The sequence below is a fragment of the Streptococcus sp. 1559 genome (genome assembly GCF_013276735.1).
Taxonomy (GTDB): Bacteria; Bacillota; Bacilli; order Lactobacillales; family Streptococcaceae; genus Streptococcus; species Streptococcus pseudopneumoniae.
The window spans coordinates 1-14,736 of record NZ_VMLO01000022.1 but is presented as its reverse complement, the minus strand read 5'-3'; the positions used below and the strand labels follow the sequence as shown (position 1 = coordinate 14,736).

The window sequence follows — 14,736 nt, the reverse complement described above, 5'->3', positions numbered from 1 at the left end:
TGAACGAATCTTAAACACCCCCCGGTCAAAAAAATCGGAAATTTTCAAAGATGTCGGTAAGCGGTCTGCACTCGACTGTCCAAATTTTTAACAAAAAATTAAAGGGGGTGGGGGGTAATGGAAGAATACTCGGAAAAAAATATAAAAGAATTAGAAAATCAGCTACTTTCTAAAATTGGCTATTTCAGTCCTAGAAAAAAGGATGCGATTCAGTATGAAAAAGTCAATCGCTATCTTTATCTTGTCCGGCTGCTTTATGAGCTGAAAGCTAAACTTCATGAAGACGGACTGGTCATCACTGTTCACAATGGACAACAAAGATTCCAAAAAGCGAATTCTCTCATCAAGGAAATCAACACAACCAGTAATCAGCTTTTGGCTATTGAGCGGTCGTTTGATTTTGATGTTGAAAATTCTCCTGTCGAGAAAGCTACGTCTGGAAGTGATCTGTTATGATTTCTCATCCGCTGGTTGATGACTACATCAAAATGGCCGAGAATGGAGAAGTTGTTGTCAACAAGGAAAGGAAGTTGCTGTTTAAAATCATCAAGGAGAAAATCTATCCTCGTGATGATTTGTATTTTGATAATGACTTGATTGATAAGTTCATTCGGTTTGCGGAAAAGAATTTTTTCCCTCTGGCTAAGTATCAACTTTTCTTGACACCGTTCATTTTTCTTTTTCGGAAGGTAGACGAGGAACCACACTTTGACGAGTATCTATACACACTTGCTCGTGGGGGTGGTAAGAATGGTTTTATGTCAGCAAGGTCATCGTTTTTTATCAGCCCTATCTACCCTATCAGAGATTACGATGTGACTATCACTGCTAACTCTGAGAAACAGGGTAAGGTTTCGTTTGAGGAAGTTTATGAGACTATCCAAAGGCGTGGTCTTGAGGACCATTTCTATCTGACTAAAATGTCTATCACAGGTCGAGCGAACAACTCGGTCTTTTCTTTTCGGACGAATAATCCGAAGACTATGGACTCTGCTCGTGATGGTTGTCTTGAGTTTGATGAGATTCACCAATTTGAAAATGATAAGGCTGTGAAGGTTCAAAGGTCTGGTCTTGGTAAGATTGCTCATGTCAGGACTTTCTACAACGGTACGAATGGGTATGTGCGCGAGGGGTTCTATGACAAGCTGATAGAGAAGTCTATGCAAATCTTGAATGGAGAGGTTGATGATTTCAGACTCTTCCCTTTTATCTGCAAGCTTGATAGTGCGGATGAGGTGGATGACATGAAGAATTGGCCGAAAGCAAATCCGATGTTGGATGAAAGCACGCCTTACGCTAAGAGGTTGCTTGCTAGAACTAAGGCTGACTATGATGACCTTGAGCTGGAGCCGTCTGGTCGTCAGGAGTTCATGACTAAACGGATGAATCTTCCTGAAGCAGACCTTGAGAAAGATGTGACGACTCGTGAAAGATTACTTGCTTGTTTACGTTCGCCTGGTATTGACTTGTTGGGTAAGTCCTGTGTCGCAGGATTTGACTATGCTAGCATTCGAGATTTTGCGAGTGTTGGTTTGTTGTTTAAGAACGGAGATGAGTTTATCTGGAAACAACATTCATTTGCTCGTAAAGCATTTTTGAAAGCTTTTAAACTTAAAGCTCCTATTCAGGAATGGGCAGATAGAGGCTTATTTACAATTGTGGACGGCCCTAGTATTGACCCTCGTTTATTGGTCGAAAAATTGAATGAATGGAGTAAGTTTTATCAGATTGAGCTTGTATGTGCAGATGGTTTCAGAATGGACTTGTTAAAACCTCTTTTGGAAGAGGCTGGTTTTGAATATGAGTTCTTGAGAAATCCTGGGGCGATTCAATCCAAGGTTGCTCCAATCATTGAAGACGGATTTGCTAATGAACGATTTATCTTTGAGAATGATAATTCTATGATTTGGTATACGGATAATACCTACGTCAAAGAGGACAAGGATGGCAATAAGCGTTTCTTGAAGAAAGAGCCCGTCAGAAGAAAGACGGATGGTTTCCATGCCTTGATTGCTGCTCTATACAAACGTGAGCTTGTACATGAGTCGAACGTTGGGGAATTCCTCGATATGTTAGAGGATTGGGAGTTTTAATCTAAGAATAAATTTTGGGTGGTAGGTTGGTAATTGGATAGGAAGGAGGGGAAGCATGGGGTTCTTAAATTTATTTAAGCGTGATGCGCCTGATGTTGGTTTTGATTTTGAAGAGTTGGAACGAATGTTGGGGTGTTTGCAGTTAAAGAGTTTAGCGATTGATAAGTCGGCGGAGTTTGTGGCTCGTATCTTTGCTAAGTCGGAATTTCGGTATATGGTGGAGAATCATCATGTGACGTCAGACTGGGATTATATTTTAAATGTGCGTCCCAATAAGAATGAGTCGGCCTCGGAGTTCTGGCAGAAGGTCATTTATCGCTTATTGACGAAAAACGAAGTACTCATTGTTTTGTCTGATGATAAGCAGTTACTGGTAGCTGATGCTTTTACTCGTAGGCGTTATGCTCTGTATGATGACACCTTTGAGATGGTGTCTGTCGGGGATTATACATTTCAGAGGAAGTTTGCTATGAGTGATGTCATCTTTCTTCAGTATAATAACAATCGCTTGCAAGAATATGTATCTGACTTGTTTTCTGATTATGAAAAACTACATACTCGTCTGGTGGAAGCCTTAGCTAGAAATAATCAGATCCGTGGGGTTCTGGCTACAAAAGCGAATGGAACTTTTGATGAGGATAAGAGAAAGAAACTGCAGAGATATGCGGACAATCTTTTTAAGTCCTTTACGTCTAAGACGGTTGCCATTGTACCGACAATGGATGGTGTGGAGTATTCGGAGTTGACCAATACGGTAGGAACTACAAATCTATCAGTTGAAGAGTTGAAGAAACTGAGACGTCAATTTGATGACGAGGTTGCGGATATATTAGGTTTGCCGACGGCTTTGATGCATGGAGATATGGCTGATTTGTCTAATAGCCAGAAGATGTTTAACAGTTATTGTTATGAATCGCTGGTTAAAAAAGTGGGTGACGCTCTAAACCATGCTATGGTGAGTTCGGCTGGATACGCTAATCAGAAAAAATTTGTGATTTTTGGTGAGGGGGGACTGGATAAGTTTGCTCTGGCTGAGAACATAGATAAACTCATCTCATCTGGGGCTATGACTCGAAATGAGGTGAGATTGGAACTTGGTCTTGAGGCTGTTCCTGGTGGGGATTCTTTCCTTATCACTAAGAACTATCAGGGTGAAAACGAAATAGAGAAAGGAGGAAATGAGGATGACAATCATTCAGATTAAGGGAGCGATTGTATCCAATGATGACCGCTGGTTTTATGATTGGCTAGACATGGATGCAACTGCTCCTAAGGATATTGTATTGCCGACGACGGGAGAAGATGTGGAGGTGCACATCAATTCTGGTGGTGGTGATGTGTATGCTGGTAGTGAAATCTATACAGCATTGCGTGCTTATCAGGGGCATGTGACGGTGAAAATCGTGGGGATTGCTGCTAGTGCTGCGAGTGTTATCGCTATGGCTGGTGATCAGGTGGAAATTAGTCCTACAGCGCAAATCATGATCCATAATGTATCTGCTGGTGTACGTGGTGACCATAAGGCGCTCTTGCATGAGGCTGGTGTGTTAGAAGGGTTTAATAAGTCCATCGCATATGCCTATATTGATAAGACTGGTAAGGCATTAGATGATTTACTGGATCTAATGGAGGGTGAAACGTGGTTTGATGCTCGTTCTGCTGTTAATCATGGCTTCGCAGATAAGGTCATGTTTGAAAGTCAGGAAGCTCCTGTCTTGGTAGCTAGTCAGACACCTGTGATTCCTCGTGATTTTATCGAAAAAATCCGATCTGCGATGACCCCAGATGTGGAGTTATTGGCGGACTTGGTTCGTGATAGGTTGAATAACAGTTTACCTATCCCAGAAGATAAGAAAAAAGAAGACAAGACGGCTGAACCTGTGGGGTTGGGTCGTTTCCCATTTTAAGAAAGGAAATAAAAAACAATGATGAAACTTGGTAATGAATTTACAACTGCTCGTCAGAACTTTATGAATGCAGTAGAAACTGGTGCTCCTATGGAGGAGCAAAATAAGCTCTATAACGAGATGATTGAGGCATTGACAGATAAGTTGCAAGATGATGCTCGAGAAGCTGCTCGTAAAGAAATCGCAACTATGAATCCATACGATGCACAGTTGACTGCTGAAGCTCGCGAATTTTTCAACAACATTGAGAAACTTCCTCCCAAAGGAATTGAGAAATTGTTCCCTCAGGAAACAATTGACCGTATTTTTGAGGATATGGTGGCAGCCCGTCCACTTCTTCAACACATCGGCTTGCGTAATGCTGGTATTCGTTTGAAATTCCTCAAGTCTAGTCGTACAGGTCAAGCGGTTTGGGGTAAAATCAATGCTGAAATTCAAGGACAATTGAAACAAGAATTTGCTGAAGAAGAAGCGATTCAGTCTAAATTGACTGCTTTTGTTGTAATCCCTAAAGACTCTGAAAAGTTTGGTCCTGCTTGGCTACAGTCTTACGTATCCATTCAAATTACAGAGGCCTTTGCAGCTGCTCTTGAAGCTGGTTATTTAAATGGTGATGGGGACAACAAGCCTATCGGGTTGTCTCGTACTCTTACAGGGACTGCAGAAAGTGAAAAAGTAACTTATGCTGAGAAACAAGCTCAGAAAAAACCATTGACTTTCGCAGACTCTGCTACCGTGGTAAAAGAGTTGACGGAGGTTTATAAATACCATTCTACAAAAGCTGACAATACCACTCCTGTTGCAGTAGAAGGTAATTTGGTTATGGTAGTGAACCCTGTAGATGCCTGGGATGTGAAGAAGCAATATACGTCTCTCAATGCTCAGGGTGTATATGTAACAGCTATGCCTTATAACCTCATCTTGGTTGAGTCGGTTGCTCAAGCGTCTGGTAAGGTGACTACATTTGTCAAAGGTCGCTACGATGCCTTTGTAGGTGGGGGGATTGAATTTGGACGATTTACCGAAACCTATGCTTTAGAAGACTTGAATCTCTACACTGCTAAGCAATTTGCTTATGGTAAAGCGCATGATGAAAAGACTGCTGCTGTGTGGACACTGAATATTGGAAAATAAAAGGTGACTAAGGATGGAGATTGAAGCTAAACTTCATTCCCTCCTTGATCCTTTTAAGGAGCGGATGAGAATTTTTCATAGCGGAGAAGATGCGAATCTCTCACGGATGTTAGAAAGTTCTCAAATGGTTATTACCCGCTTGGTAGGAAGTGGGAATATACACGATCATCAAATAAGGGAACTTATCTTAGAACGTGCTCGCTATGTCTATAATGACCAAGTTGAATTTTTTTACGAAAATTTCAAAGCGGATATTTTAGCATTATCGTTAGATAAGATAGAAATGGAGGATAGTGATGATTAAGGTATTAAAAGAGTTTTATGACCTCAAGGAGGGAGTCCTTAGGCAAGTCGGAGAAAGGTTTGAAGCGACAGAAGAACGATTTGCTGAGCTAAAGGAACATTTACCTGACTATGTCGAGTTGGAAAAGTCGTCCAGAAGTCGTAGCTCTAAGGAAGTAGTGAGTGTAAATGAAGAGGAGTGAGGGACCAAGCTATCGTTACAAAAAGCCTGAGTCTCAAAATGGAGACCTGAGAACTCCCCTGACTTTCTATACCTCTAAAATAAAAAAAGGGGTTGATGGTCGTGATGTGAGTTACGAGAAGGCTTTTTATACGATGGGGCAAACTTATTCTCCAAGTATGAAAGACGTTGAGATTGCAACTGGAAAAGCGATGAAAGCTAAGATGACTTTGAAGATTCGTGACCCTCTGACAGATTATCAGCCTGAAAATCGGCATTTTGTCGAAGTGGGGGATATCCGTCTAGTTGGTAAGAAATGGCAAATCATTGATGTCCGTCCTGATTTTGCTAATCGGGATTTTTTGATTGTCCTTATCGGAGGTGGTCGTGATGTCTAGTGGAGCTAATCTAAAAGGATTTGATGATATTTTGAGGAATATTGAGGCTCGACTAGGAGAGCCGGTAGTTCGTAGAAAGGTCAACAGAGCCTTGAAGGAGACGGTTGAGGAGTTTGAGCCAACTTTCAAACGGGCTATGGCGGTGTACGCTGACACTGGGAAGACGGTTGGTGCGGTCGTTCATGGGAATGTGACTGGTACATCCAGCGGAGTTCCAATGGTTAAATTAGGTTTTAAAAGTCCTCGTTGGACTATTATTCACTTAAATGAATTTGGATATGCAAAGAATGGGCATCCTCGTGGTTTCGGAGTCATGCGCCGCTTTTTTGAAGCGAGTAAGCCGGTCTTTAAGTCTAAAGTCGGCATGAAGTTAAAACAGGAGTTTTTGTAATGATTAAAGACAAATTAACTGAACTCTACGATGCTTTGGAAGAGGATGAGTCTTTATCTGGTATTAGTATCAAGTCTTTTGAGCGTCCTGAGAGCTTGGGAGATGGCGAGACCAGTATTGTCATTATCCCTGTAGGGCCTCCAATGCAGACGGCTCACGGTAGTAATACTAGTTTGGCTAAGACTTTTCTCTATCAAATCAATGTAGAGTCTACTAATCGAGTGGAGTGTAAAGAACTCCAAGGAAGAATTGAAAAAATAATGGAAGAACAGGGATTTTATCAGACTGAAGGTGGTTTGGAACAATGGATTCCTGATATTAAGCGCTATGTAGACGTTCGGACTTATCGTGGTATGAGCGCTCTATATGAGAAATACTAGAAAGAAGGAAAAAGAAATGACAGTAAAAGGAACTGCACTTATCGGACTTAAATCAGTCACCATTCGTGTGCATGATGGACAGACTCCAACGGTTGGACAGAACCTCTTCACGCTAGAAGGTAAAGATAATGAAGGGGCTACACAGACCGCTAGAGTAACTGGATTATCTAGTGACCCTGTAAAGACTTATGGTAGTAATGTGGCTTATCACGTCTCCAATCGAGGAGTCGGTGATGTTAAGGTAGAGATGGGCTTGCTTGATGTCCCATTAGCTTTATATACGAATGCTTTGGGGTATGGCGATGATGATGGTATCTATTACTTCGGTGCAGACACAGTTGCCAAGAATGTTTCCATTCTCATTGAAAGTAATACTGCTGATGGGGAACCTGTTTACTATGGTTTTTATAAAGGTCAGCTTTCTATGGATGCTATTGATTTTGAAACGCTCAAGGATAAGGCGAATGAGTTAGCTACTACTAGTGTGAATTTCACTGCGACAGCTAGTTCAGACGTTGCAACTAAGGGGCGTTATGGTGCTATTGTTTATGGTTCAGATGCTGAAAAGTTGAAGAAATTGAAAGGTCAACTAAACATAACCGCTGCGGGGTAGAAGGAGGGCGAAAGCTCTCTTTTACTTTTTTAGAAAGGAAAGTATATGGCTAAGGTTCAATTTACAATTAAAAATGACAAGGGAGAAGATGTCCTAAAAAAGAGCAAAGAAATCACAACTCGTGATTATCGTGACTATTTGGTCATGAACGAATCCTTGACAAGTGATTTATCTGAGGTAGAGAAGCTTGATAAGCAGTTGGGATTTATTGCTAGTTTGTTTGATGATGTGACAGTAGAACAATTACTAGAATACACAGATTTTGCGAAAGTGATTTCTATTTTTACAGCAATTTATGCTCATCTGGTAGGTGATGTAGACCCAAAGGAAAAGAGCTAGCACCTGGGCAAGCGATCAAACGTTTTTATGGTTTTGTCAAGCAAGTTACAGAGGGTCCTTGTGGAATGAGCATTCGCGATGTGATGGATACGAGTTGGGAGGACTTGATGGGGGTCTTGGGAAGTCTGGAAACGAGTGAACAAGAAGAAGTGCTTGACTTGGCAGATTTTTTAGAAAGTCTCTAGGTCAAGACTTTACAAATCAAAGGCTTAGGAATATAATAGAGATATGTAAGGGAGGTGGAAGAAATGTCTCGAAAAGAAAAAGCATGTAGAAGATATTGGTTTTGGTTTACCATTTTTATCCTTTATCTTGCTTTTGGCTTGTATTGTATTTGTACAAATTTTGTAGATATCTTTGGTATGCTCTTGCTATCACCCTTTATCTTTGCTTCCCTGCCACTCTATGCTTATCTATTTCTTGGTATGTTTATCTGGGCTTTTATGAACATGGCAATGGATGATTTTTATAAAGAATGATGAAAAGTCCGTAAGGGCTTTTTTCTTTGCTCTGAGGAGTTAGGAAGGAGAACAAGATGGCAAGCGGTACGCCGTTAGGTCAGATGTATATCGAGCTAGGGTTGGACGTGTCAAAGTTCAGTCCTACTCTAACTGGTGCAAAAAACGCTGTAAAGTACTTTCAAAATAATGTCCGTTCTTTGGACAGTACTTTAAAAGGCAATGAAAAAAATGCTAGCTTACTTCAAGCAAAATACAAGACTTTAGGACAAGCCATTGATTCACAACGTAAAGTTTTGGATGAGATGAAGAAAAGTTTTGATAAACTTGAACCGGGGACAGCTAAATTTGACAAGGCTGCTGCTGATATTCAGCGTGAGAATGCTAAGTTGGCAGTAATGGAAGGTCAGCTACGCGGTGTTGAAAAAGCTTTGCAAGATGTGGGGCGTGAAAATAGTTGGTCTGGTAAGATAGATGCCTTGAGCGAAAAATTTGCTAAAGGTGGAGAAAAATTGCGGGCTATGGGCGATGCAATGAAGCCTGTGTCTGCTGCTTTATTAGCTGGTTTTACGCTTTCTACTAAGAAAGCTATTGACTTTGAAAGTCAGATGAATACAACTAAATCTCTGTTAGCAGATACTATTCCAACAGCGGATGAACTGAACAGTACCACACAAAAGCTGGGTGAAAGTTCAAAAAATTGGGCGAAGCAGTATGGGATTTCTACTGCATCTATCAATGAAGGGATGCAAGAAATTATCAAGAAAGGTTTTGATGCCAATCAAACAATCGAAGCCATGCCTGCTATCCTAGACGCTGCAAAGGCGTCTGGTGAGGACTTCAATACGGTTATGAACGCCACTACGAATATTTTGCAACAATTTGGGCTATCTACTCAGGATACAGAGCGAGTAACCAATAGCTTAACCTTTGTCGCCAATAAAACGGCTGCTGGTTTTGCTGATATGGGGGCTGCAATGGAGTATGTTGGTCCCGTTGCTAAAAACGTTGGTATGAACTTGGAAGAGACTGCCGCTGCTGTTGGTCTTTTGTCCAACAATGGTATTGCTGGTGAAAAGGCTGGTACGGCTCTGCGTGGAGCTTTAACAAGGCTACTGAAACCATCAGAGCAAAATGCAAATGCAATGGAGAAGCTTGGTTTTTCTGCAGAAGAATTTCGTAGCGGCGCGATTAAGCTACCTGATATTTTGGATCGTATCAAAAAGAATACGGAAGGGATGACAGATGCTCAGAAATCGGCCTTGATTGCTACAGCCTTTGGTACAGAAGCTCAGACAGCGATGAATATCTTGGTTGACCAAGGTGGAGATGCGTTGCGTAATCTTGCTAACGAAACCAAGGGGGCGACAACTTATACCAAGGATTTAGCAAATGAATTATCTAAGTCTTCTAAAAATGGTGTGGAACGTTTTAAATCTAGTTTAGAAGTTTTACAGATTAACATTGGTCAGAAATTATTACCATTACTAACTCCTGTGATTGATAAGGTGAACCAATTTATCGACTGGCTAAGTAAGGCTCCTCCAGCCGTACAGAGCTTGGCGGTTGGTATTGGTGGTTTTTTGGCTCTGGGCTACCCTTTCTTGAACTTTCTAGGCAATGGGGCGACGGCTCTTAGTATTTTGATAAAACATGCCGGTAAATTAGAAGGACTATTAAAGGGCGGTCTCGGTCTTGCTAAATTGACAGAGCGTGCTGGTAAATTAAAAGGACTTTTACAAGGTGGTCTCGGTCTTGCTAAGGTAGGAAGCGAAGCTACTGTTTTAGCGGAAGGAGCTGGCGCTGCTGCATCTAGTTCTAGTCTCTTGTCTGGAGCCATTGGGGCTTTGACAAATCCTATTGGTTTGCTGGTGGGTGGTGCTGCTTTACTAGCTGGAGGATTGGTCTATCTAGGACATAAGAAAGACGAGGCTCGCATTAAGGCGGAGGAATTTGGGTCTCAGTTGAGTGATACTGCAAGGAAAGAGTTAAGAGATTTCCAAAGTAAGGTAGATGATACCAGTACAGCAGTAGCCAACTTTGGAACCCACGCTGGCGATGCTGAAAAAGTTTCTGAAGCTTTTCGAAAACTTCATGAAGAGGTAGCAGCAGGTGCTGAAAAAGCTAATCAACGTATGGAAGAATTAGCTAAAAAGTTGGGGTTTAGCGATGAAGAAATCGCTAAAATGAAAGTAAAAAATGACCAAGTTGTTTCAAATACCGATGCAATGGCTAATCAGGTCAGTGAAATCTACAAACGTCATAATGGAGACGCTAGCAAGTTTTCTCAAGAAGAAAAAGAAATCGTCTTAAACAACCAAAGAGAGATGATCAAAGCTAGAATCGAAATGATGGAATTATCTGGCGAACAACAAAAGGCTGCGCTTCAGGCTCTGAATGGAGAGATTGGTAGTTTAAATGAAACGCAATTAAAGCACACAAGAGATGTTTTGAAGAAGGCTCTGGATGAAGAAAATCAGTTATACAAAACCTCAAAAGATGGATTGAAACAACTCTTAGATGCCAAACGTATCGATCAAGAAACTTACAATAAAAAAATTCAAGAACTTGAAACAAACCACCAGCAAACCATGGAAGCCTTAGGTACTAAGTATTACCAGGTTATGCAAAACCTTGACGCTAAGGTAAAAGCTCGAACTGGACAAAGCTGGAACTACTGGGAAGAAGCTAAAAAGGTTCTGGAAGAATATGGTTTGTCTTATGAAGTAATCGGTCAAAAGGCAGCAGAAGCTTCTCAAAAAATGGGTGATTCCCATAGCATTCTTGCTAAGTATACTAGTGATATGAGCAAGGAAACGAGAGAAGCGAATGATGCTTGGTCTTTGCTCGTCGGAAACATTGATGAAAACAACAATTTTGTCATTAAATCAAACGTAAAAGAAGTGATTGGGGAAGCGACTAAATCTGCTGAGGGTTGGGAGCAATTGCAATTTATTGTTAAAAATGCGAATATCAACTCAAATGTTCGGGTAACGATTGCTGAAGCTCTCGTTGAGTCTGGTAAGTGGTCAACTATGACACTGGAAGAAAAACAGTTGATTGTCCAAAATCAAGCAGGACTGCAAGCTATCTTTGATAGTGAAAACCATCTTAGAATCTGGAACAGTATGCCTGCTGAAGTCAAGCAACTGCTTTTGGAAAATACAGATGTGATGAATAAGGCTGAGGAGGCTTCCAAAGCGCTCTATAACTATGATGCCTTGACTCCTAAGCAGAAAGAGTTGCTGGCTACGGATGAGAATTTCAGAAAGGCTGTTGCGCGTTCGACTGACACGCTAACGACTTGGAATGCGATTACTCCATTCACAAAAGATTTGAAACTAGATCCTACAAATGTTTTGAACAACGGGCAATTGTCAATCGATAAAATCATAGCTTGGAATCTATCTAATCCAGAGAATAAGTCATTAAATGCTATTGACAATACTAGTGAAGCAGTTGCTAGTGCAAAAGCGAGTGTGAACTCTCCGAAACAGGAAAAACCAATTGATTTACTTGCGAAAGATCAGACTGCAGGCGTTAGAAATGAGACGAGTGCGGCTATTAATGCGATTAAGCAACATAATCCAGTAGATATCCTTGCTAAAAATAGCACTTCCAGTACTGTCAGCGAGGTCAAAAGCGTCGTTAATAGCATTCAAGACAAAACGGTTACAATCAACGCTCAAGATAATGCGTCTGGCGTGCTTGCAGGCATTAGGACTTGGATTACTAGGGTAACTGGTGATTTCTTTACCAATGTTTTTGCTAGTCGGCATGCCCACGGTACCAACTATCACCCTGGTGGTCTTGCTATGGTCAATGACCAACGCAATAGTACCTACAAGGAATTGGTTACTCTTCCAGATGGTAGGAGCTTCATTCCTGAGGGGAGGGATGTTCTTCTTCCTCTTCCTAAAGGGGCTAAAGTTTTGCGGGCGGATAAGACCAAACGCTTGATGCGTGAGATGGGGGTTCCTAAATATGCTGCAGGAGTTGGCATTCCGAGTGATGCTAAATTCCTTCGTGAGATGGAAGAAGCACAAGCTAAAATAGTGGTGCAAACAAAAGGAGATACAAATAGTAAAGACAGCGATAAAGTCGTGTCTGAGATAGCGATTCTGAGAGCAAGTATGGAGAAGATCCTTACTGCTATCCTTGAAAAGCCGTCAGATACTTACCTGGACGCTGATAAAATTTCAATGAGCGTCTACCAACGTCAAGGTGCGATTTACGCTAGGGAGGGAATGTAATGTTTTATATGATTATCAATGGTTTTAACACATCAACTATCCCTCACTGCGTGGTGACGGATTTTGGTCAGGTGGAGGCTGCTAAGCCTAGGGTGGCTGAAGATGCTAACCTCTACGGAGCCAACGGAAGTTATCGAGTGCTGGATGGTGGCTATGAGAGTTATGAACGGACTTTTTCGTTCTATATTCCTAAGTTACTGGATGTTTCGACTATCGTGGAGAAATTTCAGCCTAAGGACAATGTGCTGGAGTTTAGCTACCAGTTGGGTTCTGTCTTTTATGCGGATTTTATTGGTGCAACCTATAGCCCTCATGGGATGCATGCCTGGAAGCTAGAGCTTAAGCTGAGTATGCAACCGTTCCGCTATCAGAAAAATCTTGCTCCTCTTATTTTTACCGCAAGCGGTAATGTCAACAATCCAGGCTCTGTCTATAGTGAGCCTGTGATTGAGATTGAGGGGGACGGAGATATTTCTTTGACTATCGGACGGACAACCATGCACTTGACCATTAGACGAAAAGTGACCATTGATTGTAGGCATAAGAAGCAGAATATCTACAACGCAGATGGTGTGGTTCAAAATACGCTACGAAAGCGTGGAGGCTTCTTTGAATTGGCTGTTGGCAATAACGGTCTGGTCTTTACTGGTGCGGTTCGTAAGGTCACAGTTCGGCCGAATTGGAGGTATATTTTATGATTTATCTTACAGAGGGAAATAGGCCTTTAAACGAGTCCTACAATGATGAAATTGTCCATTTGGGGAACAATACCTATCAACTGACCTTTCGTTTTCCTACATCGGATCCCAAGTGGGAATTGCTGAAAGAGGAAACTTTTCTGACTGCAGATGACCTGCATGGTGAGCAGGATTTTTATATTTTTGAGGTTGAAAAGCAACAAGGATATATTCAAGTCTATGCCAATCAGGTTATCAGTTTGTTAAATAATTACATCGTTAGCTCTATCGAGGTTGACCGTGTCAGTGGGACAAGGGTGTTGAGTGCTTTTGCTGGTAGTATTACCAGAGCCAATCCTTTTTCTTTCTTCTCTGATATTGATGATAGGCATACGCTCAATATCAAGGACAAGAATGCCATGGAGGTCTTGGCCAAAGACAAGCATTCTATCCTAGGTCAGTGGGGCGGAGATATGGTGCGAAACGGTTACAACTTACGCTTGCTGAAGAATGGCGGTTCTGAAAATGAATCGCTTTTTATGTACAAGAAAAACTTGTCCAGCTACCAGCATAAGACCTCAATGAAGTCTTTAAAAACTCGGATAACCTTTAAAACGACTGTTAAGGGCGAGGGAGAAAATGCGGTTGACCATGATTATATGGTGGTGATTGACAGCCCCTTACTTGGGAACTACAGCCAAATCTATGAAGATGTCGTGGAGGTCAATGACCAAGACGTGACAGATGAGGCTAGCTTGATTGCATATGGTAAGCAGTATTTTCGGACAAGTATGTGCGACATGCTAGAAGATAACCTTGAAATCTCGGTTGTCGGTCAGAGTGATGTTGCGGTGCAGATGTTTGATGTGGTCAGTATCTACCATGAGTGGTACGGTCTTGATGTTCGTAAGAAAATCACCAAATATACCTATTCGCCAATGGCAAAACGCCTAAAATCAATAGGTTTTGGGACCTTCCAGTCCAGTCTTGCAAATGCGATCGGTGGGATTGTAAATGATGCCGTTTTGAATGAAAGCCGAAATCTGCATCAGATTTTTGAAGAACGTTTGAAAAAGGAAATCGCCAACGCTGACCGTGCTTTTGACGCTGAATTTACTAAGCGTGAGAAAGCTATTACGGATGCCATCGAACTTGCCAAGGCTAAGGCGGAAGAAGTCAAGCAAGAAGTGTCTGACACTATCAATCAGCGTTTCAATAGCTTTCATGATGAACCTTTACGAGAATCAAGGCGCAAGGCTGAGGAAGCTTTGAGACAAGCTGGCGCAAGTAGCTCTCTTGCTCAGGAAGCCAAGCGGATTGGGCTGGATTCTGTTGCTAGACTTGAAGCGTTTAAGTCGCAGACTAGGAGTGCTCAGACGGCTTTGTCGGGTGATTTGAATCTTCTAAAGCAGACAGTTACCAATGATATAAGCTCCAAGCAAAGGCAACTTAAAACTGACATTTCCAAACAAGTTCAAGCTCTCGGTCAGATAAAGAATGACTTGGCTGGAGTCAGAAGCTCTCAGGCAAGATATGAAGAGACGACTAAAGGCAGGCTAACTGCACTGACGAACAGAATGGAAGGGAAAGCTAACAAATCAGAAGTCAGGCAAACAGCAGAGACTCTGAC

The 14,736-nt window shown here is 41.7% G+C and carries 16 protein-coding genes; all 16 read left to right on the top strand.

Translation table 11 applies throughout. The features are described 5' to 3' along the window. Window positions 1-117: 117 nt before the first annotated feature. Window positions 118-456: a hypothetical protein gene (locus HT688_RS03955; protein ID WP_000393459.1), complete on the top strand. Its 339-nt coding sequence runs from the start codon at window positions 118-120 to the stop codon at window positions 454-456. Then, window positions 453-2,093, top strand: a complete 1,641-nt coding sequence (locus HT688_RS03950; protein ID WP_023938748.1) for a terminase TerL endonuclease subunit — start codon at window positions 453-455, stop codon at window positions 2,091-2,093. Before HT688_RS03955 ends, HT688_RS03950 begins: the two co-directional genes overlap by 4 nt. Window positions 2,094-2,148: 55 nt before the next feature. Beyond that, entirely contained in the window at window positions 2,149-3,297 is a 1,149-nt protein-coding gene (locus tag HT688_RS03945) for a phage portal protein (RefSeq protein ID WP_000506468.1), read from the top strand. Next, a complete protein-coding gene (locus HT688_RS03940) occupies window positions 3,278-4,000 on the top strand; it encodes a head maturation protease, ClpP-related (protein ID WP_000152604.1) in 723 nt (240 codons plus the stop codon). Before HT688_RS03945 ends, HT688_RS03940 begins: the two co-directional genes overlap by 20 nt. 18 nt (window positions 4,001-4,018) lie before the next feature. Next, complete coding sequence (locus tag HT688_RS03935) at window positions 4,019-5,134, top strand: phage major capsid protein (RefSeq protein WP_000976936.1); 1,116 nt, start codon at window positions 4,019-4,021, stop codon at window positions 5,132-5,134. 13 nt (window positions 5,135-5,147) lie between these two features. Beyond that, the gene (locus HT688_RS03930; protein WP_000401888.1) at window positions 5,148-5,438 is read left to right on the top strand and encodes a hypothetical protein; all 291 of its coding nucleotides are present in this window, start codon (window positions 5,148-5,150) and stop codon (window positions 5,436-5,438) included. Further along, the gene (locus HT688_RS03925; protein ID WP_000598693.1) at window positions 5,431-5,619 is read left to right on the top strand and encodes a hypothetical protein; all 189 of its coding nucleotides are present in this window, start codon (window positions 5,431-5,433) and stop codon (window positions 5,617-5,619) included. Before HT688_RS03930 ends, HT688_RS03925 begins: the two co-directional genes overlap by 8 nt. Further along, window positions 5,606-5,995, top strand: a complete 390-nt coding sequence (locus tag HT688_RS03920) for a hypothetical protein (RefSeq protein WP_000830391.1) — start codon at window positions 5,606-5,608, stop codon at window positions 5,993-5,995. The genes HT688_RS03925 and HT688_RS03920 overlap by 14 nt, the downstream gene beginning before the upstream one ends. Then, a complete protein-coding gene (locus HT688_RS03915; protein WP_000094295.1) occupies window positions 5,988-6,386 on the top strand; it encodes a hypothetical protein in 399 nt (132 codons plus the stop codon). The genes HT688_RS03920 and HT688_RS03915 overlap by 8 nt, the downstream gene beginning before the upstream one ends. Beyond that, on the top strand, window positions 6,386-6,766 hold the full coding sequence (locus tag HT688_RS03910) for an uS13 family ribosomal protein (RefSeq protein WP_000588569.1): 381 nt from the start codon (window positions 6,386-6,388) through the stop codon (window positions 6,764-6,766). Before HT688_RS03915 ends, HT688_RS03910 begins: the two co-directional genes overlap by 1 nt. Before the next feature lie 16 nt (window positions 6,767-6,782). After that, on the top strand, window positions 6,783-7,379 hold the full coding sequence (locus HT688_RS03905; protein ID WP_000216339.1) for a major tail protein: 597 nt from the start codon (window positions 6,783-6,785) through the stop codon (window positions 7,377-7,379). 45 nt (window positions 7,380-7,424) lie between these two features. Beyond that, window positions 7,425-7,718, top strand: a complete 294-nt coding sequence (gpG, locus tag HT688_RS03900) for a phage tail assembly chaperone G (protein WP_001151571.1) — start codon at window positions 7,425-7,427, stop codon at window positions 7,716-7,718. A 248-nt stretch (window positions 7,719-7,966) separates the two neighbouring features. Next, entirely contained in the window at window positions 7,967-8,197 is a 231-nt protein-coding gene (locus HT688_RS03895) for a hypothetical protein (RefSeq protein ID WP_000087358.1), read from the top strand. A 56-nt stretch (window positions 8,198-8,253) separates the two neighbouring features. Continuing rightward, window positions 8,254-12,429, top strand: coding sequence for a phage tail tape measure protein (locus tag HT688_RS03890; protein WP_000146321.1), 4,176 nt, complete (start codon window positions 8,254-8,256; stop codon window positions 12,427-12,429). Next, entirely contained in the window at window positions 12,429-13,127 is a 699-nt protein-coding gene (locus HT688_RS03885; RefSeq protein ID WP_000499603.1) for a phage tail family protein, read from the top strand. The genes HT688_RS03890 and HT688_RS03885 overlap by 1 nt, the downstream gene beginning before the upstream one ends. Further along, on the top strand, window positions 13,124-14,736 hold a 1,613-nt coding region (locus tag HT688_RS03880; protein ID WP_172923576.1), incomplete at its 3' end, for a phage tail spike protein. The genes HT688_RS03885 and HT688_RS03880, both read left to right, overlap by 4 nt.

Coding starts and splice junctions, on each gene's coding strand:
- HT688_RS03945 (WP_000506468.1), top strand. CDS start 2,149: ATGGGGTTCTTAAATTTATTTAAGCGTGATGCGCCTGATGTTGGTTTT.
- HT688_RS03920 (WP_000830391.1), top strand. CDS start 5,606: ATGAAGAGGAGTGAGGGACCAAGCTATCGTTACAAAAAGCCTGAGTCT.
- HT688_RS03915 (WP_000094295.1), top strand. CDS start 5,988: ATGTCTAGTGGAGCTAATCTAAAAGGATTTGATGATATTTTGAGGAAT.
- HT688_RS03930 (WP_000401888.1), top strand. CDS start 5,148: ATGGAGATTGAAGCTAAACTTCATTCCCTCCTTGATCCTTTTAAGGAG.
- HT688_RS03890 (WP_000146321.1), top strand. CDS start 8,254: ATGGCAAGCGGTACGCCGTTAGGTCAGATGTATATCGAGCTAGGGTTG.
- HT688_RS03925 (WP_000598693.1), top strand. CDS start 5,431: ATGATTAAGGTATTAAAAGAGTTTTATGACCTCAAGGAGGGAGTCCTT.
- HT688_RS03895 (WP_000087358.1), top strand. CDS start 7,967: ATGTCTCGAAAAGAAAAAGCATGTAGAAGATATTGGTTTTGGTTTACC.
- HT688_RS03910 (WP_000588569.1), top strand. CDS start 6,386: ATGATTAAAGACAAATTAACTGAACTCTACGATGCTTTGGAAGAGGAT.
- HT688_RS03950 (WP_023938748.1), top strand. CDS start 453: ATGATTTCTCATCCGCTGGTTGATGACTACATCAAAATGGCCGAGAAT.
- gpG (WP_001151571.1), top strand. CDS start 7,425: ATGGCTAAGGTTCAATTTACAATTAAAAATGACAAGGGAGAAGATGTC.
- HT688_RS03935 (WP_000976936.1), top strand. CDS start 4,019: ATGATGAAACTTGGTAATGAATTTACAACTGCTCGTCAGAACTTTATG.
- HT688_RS03940 (WP_000152604.1), top strand. CDS start 3,278: ATGACAATCATTCAGATTAAGGGAGCGATTGTATCCAATGATGACCGC.
- HT688_RS03955 (WP_000393459.1), top strand. CDS start 118: ATGGAAGAATACTCGGAAAAAAATATAAAAGAATTAGAAAATCAGCTA.
- HT688_RS03905 (WP_000216339.1), top strand. CDS start 6,783: ATGACAGTAAAAGGAACTGCACTTATCGGACTTAAATCAGTCACCATT.
- HT688_RS03885 (WP_000499603.1), top strand. CDS start 12,429: ATGTTTTATATGATTATCAATGGTTTTAACACATCAACTATCCCTCAC.